Source organism: Phormidium sp. CCY1219 (genome assembly GCF_055795085.1).
Genome location: NZ_JAYFEQ010000267.1, coordinates 1 through 3,593, shown reverse-complemented (window position 1 = coordinate 3,593; position 3,593 = coordinate 1). Strand labels below are relative to the sequence as shown.

5 protein-coding genes are annotated in these 3,593 nt (G+C 50.1%); 1 reads left to right on the top strand and 4 read right to left on the bottom strand.

Annotated elements, in window-relative coordinates:
• Positions 1 to 194 precede the first annotated feature (194 nt).
• The 4 genes from AC0QH1_RS03430 to AC0QH1_RS03415 all read right to left on the bottom strand — a co-directional run bounded on the left by AC0QH1_RS03430 (position 195) and on the right by AC0QH1_RS03415 (position 2,371).
• On the bottom strand, positions 195 to 308 hold the full coding sequence (locus tag AC0QH1_RS03430; RefSeq protein WP_324629442.1) for a photosystem I reaction center subunit VIII: 114 nt from the start codon (positions 306 to 308) through the stop codon (positions 195 to 197).
• A 255-nt stretch (positions 309 to 563) separates the two neighbouring features.
• Complete coding sequence (locus AC0QH1_RS03425; protein ID WP_324629441.1) at positions 564 to 1,070, bottom strand: photosystem I reaction center protein subunit XI; 507 nt, start codon at positions 1,068 to 1,070, stop codon at positions 564 to 566.
• A gap of 684 nt (positions 1,071 to 1,754) precedes the next feature.
• Complete coding sequence (locus AC0QH1_RS03420; RefSeq protein WP_442957274.1) at positions 1,755 to 1,958, bottom strand: hypothetical protein; 204 nt, start codon at positions 1,956 to 1,958, stop codon at positions 1,755 to 1,757.
• Between the two features lie 197 nt (positions 1,959 to 2,155).
• The gene (locus AC0QH1_RS03415; RefSeq protein WP_324629440.1) at positions 2,156 to 2,371 is read right to left on the bottom strand and encodes a hypothetical protein; all 216 of its coding nucleotides are present in this window, start codon (positions 2,369 to 2,371) and stop codon (positions 2,156 to 2,158) included.
• Between the two features lie 91 nt (positions 2,372 to 2,462).
• On the opposite strand from AC0QH1_RS03415, the gene AC0QH1_RS03410 reads away from it, so the two are divergent.
• The gene (locus AC0QH1_RS03410; protein WP_324629439.1) at positions 2,463 to 2,846 is read left to right on the top strand and encodes a hypothetical protein; all 384 of its coding nucleotides are present in this window, start codon (positions 2,463 to 2,465) and stop codon (positions 2,844 to 2,846) included.
• The last annotated feature ends 747 nt before the right edge of the window (positions 2,847 to 3,593 follow it).

Genomic DNA, 3,593 nt, shown 5'->3' with positions numbered 1-3,593 from the left:
ATGTGCTGACTTATGCGGCGTTCTTGATTGCCTCTACGGCGAGTAAGTTCGGTTGATGAGGCTCTAACTGCCTGATTCAGCGATAAAAAATCCCCCGCTTTTTGGCGGGGGATTTTTTATGGGATATTGAGGTGGCGATCGCCGGCATCGAGCATCCTCTGGACTTTCGATGCCGGCGATCGCTACAGGGCTTACTACTCGCTTTCTATATAGATGAACAGCAAACCCATCACCACGGGGGGCATCAGCCAGCAAACGACGGGAATCAAAATCCAGGGCAGGTAAGAAGCTGCATATGCTCCTGTCATGTCAAATTTCTCCTATTTCAAGTGGGTTTTACACTGTATGAGCACCATTGTAGCCCGGGTTGGTTTTCAGCGGCACTCTTGGGTTCGCGGATCGGCGATCGCGGATCTGTTAAAATCAGTTGCTTTACAATCAGCCACTATTCATTCCCGCGATCGCACGCCTGAATCGAATACAAAGAAAGGCACCAGAATCCAACGGCTGGAGCGATTTTTTCGCGAAATCGCCCCCGCTGAGTCTATCTCGAAGCGTTGGCTCTAGTTGTTGACCAATCCTCGGAAAATGGCATCCACGCCGGCAAAGTTTTCCAGCAGGAAGTACGCAACAAATGCGCCACCCATTGCACCGACGAAGAAACCTGCGGTCAGTTGGCTCCAGCCTTCTGCGGTTTTCAAGGAGTCGGGGGCTTGGGGATTTTCGCTGGCGGCGTCGCCACTGTCTTGGAACGAGACAATGCCATAAGCAGACATGCAGCCGGTGGCAATCAAAATCAATGCCAGGGCGGACACTAATCCGCCGAGATTGGCGGCCTCGGGATAATCGCGCAGGGGACCGAGTTTTATCCAAGGTCCGATCAGGAAATACCCGTGGGCCATGCCAATTTCAATTCCGCGCAGGATGGGCGATAGCCCTTTGCGGTAGATGGGCAAGTTGTTGACGAAGGCTTTGGTAAACCCTGATGCGCTGATTGGAGTGGCGAGATGACCCGTAAACGGATCTTCGTTATAGGGCTTCACCATTTCCATGTCTCTGGAATTGGCCATACTTTTTTCCTCTCTATCTGAAAATCAGTAAAAGAACTTCACGTCATATTCTAAGCACGGAGCGGGTCTCTAGTCTCAGAATTCTGCCTTAGCTTTAAAAAACTTCATCAAATTGACGATCGCGATCGCTTCTGTGGTGCTGCCCATTCAGTCTCGGATTCTCTCAATCCCTTGCCCACACGAGCACTCGGACGATTCCATTCCCTCGCCTCCCGCACCGTCTCTCTCCCGGATGCTGAAGTTATTGGTTAAGTTTTGTTAAGACGACTGACCCGGACTCGTTCACTGCTGACATGGACGGATCCACCCCAGGGGCGCTCTAGTCTCCCCCACGGCCCGGACTCTCTCCTGGGTGATGGGAGGATTTGGCCTCCGTTGCGCTTCTCTCCCTGGAAAGGGGACAAATTGCCCACGGGAGGCGCTGGAGGCTGCTTTCCTGGCGCAGGTGATGTTTTGCCTCGATTCTCGCCATCAGGGCACTTCTGCGTGCTTGGCAAGCTTTCTGTAGGGGCGATATTTCCCCTATGCAGCAAGTTAATTCAATTTTAACGATATTGTTTCTCAGCCCTCCGCAACGAAGGGGAGGGGATCGAAAAAACGCGGCCTGTAGGGGCGATCGTGCAGGAGCGATCGCCGCTAGGCACTGTTCCCCAACGCGCGATCGCTCTTTTATCGCAACTTCTATTATTCGGGAAAATCGGGAATCACCCACTGCGGGGGCTGCATCCGTTTCTTTCTGACGGCTTCATCCGCCATCTCTAGCATTCGATCTAATGACGTTTCGCTGATAAATTGGGAGGTTTGTGCTGCATATTCGCGGTTGGGACATTTGTCTCCCAATACGCAGCCATTGACGCAGGCTTCAGCGCAGTTGATAGTCTCGGTCACGATAACCTCTCTAAAGTGTTCCTCAATAGCGATCGGCAGACGATTGGTTCTCGCTGGACAAGCTCGAAGGCCGCCAGCGCGGTGTCTTTTTCTTAAAAAAAAATTGTAACACTATTCCCCTAAAGACCCGGAAGCTGATTAATTTGTCCACCGGAAAAGTTCAACGCCCTGGGCGATCGCTTTCTCCTTTCTGGGAACTACGCTACACTAAGGGCACATCCAGCAATCTCTCTCGCCACGTCGGTGATGTTCGATCGCGTCTCCGGTGGCGAGTTGCAATTGATTTCTCGACGGGCATTCATGCTGCAATTGTGTGTCTGCTTATACTTGTCCCCTGCGATCGCTTCGTTTGCTCCCAGAAACCCTCTCTCGACCACTGATTTGACGCGGGGTGACATCTCTATCGACTTCATACCGGATTTTCCGGATGGGAAAGGATTTTTCTCGTGAATAGCGATCGCCCCGCATTTGTCCAGATCTGTTTCTTCTACGATCGCCCTTAATATGATACCTGTAGCTTCTTTTCAACCCTTTAAAATTACCGCCTTATCCCTCATCCTCGGTGGACTCATCGGCTGTAACAGTTTGGTTCAGTCGAGGATGGGGGTGACGCATATCGGCGACATCAAACAAAATTGGCAGAATTACTCCACGGTTTACCTGAAAGGTAATGTGGAAAATAAAGCCCCTTTTCTCGGTACTGGCGCTTACCTCCTCCGGGATGATACCGGTAGCATTTGGATCGTCAGCGAACAACCCCTCCCTTCCCCGGGAGATGAAATCATCCTCAAGGGTCAAGTCACCTATCAAAGCATTCCGATCGCCGGACAAGAATTGGGAGAAGTTTACCTCAAGGAACTCGAACAGTTACAACGCAATTCCCCTTAACCTACCCTTGGCCAACTCTTTCTAAATCAGTTCAAATGCCAGCTTCATGCGGGGGATTGAAATCGCGCCGAACTTGCGCCAAGCGCGTAGCCGGGTCGCGACAGCGCTATAGTCCGCCGACGCAGACTAATTTTTTTAAAACCTATTTATGAGGACAGGATATAATGGTCAACCCTTAATCGCCGTTGCCCATTATTTTTTATCTCAATTTTTCGCATTAATCTAAATTAAAATGTGGCGCATAAGCAAGGGGGCAAATTATGCAAGCACATTTATTTATTGGGGGGGAGGCGGTAGCTCTGGAGGGACGTTCCCCCCAGGGGGGAACGAGTTAAACGAGTTCACGAGTGAAAACCTGCAAATTATTTTGCATATAGCAGTTCTCATATGGGTGAGGTAACGAATTTTTTACCTCAAAGGTGCAAGCTCGGTTGGGACTATTCGGCTACAGATTACATCAAGCAACAGACCTGCTATATTTCACCACCACGCGATCGGTGGAAAAAAACATGCCGATTAGCGCAATGGTTATTTATCCCTAGTCCAACTCCCAGGTATGAAAAAAAACATGCCGATTAGCGCAATGGTTATTTATCCCTAGTCCAACTCCCAGGGATGGGAAAAAAACATAGTGATTAGCGCAATGGTTATTTATCCCTAGTCCAACTCCAGGGATGGGAAAAAAACATGCCGATTAGCGCAATGGTTATTTATCCCTAGTCCAATTCCCAGGGATGGGAAAAACAT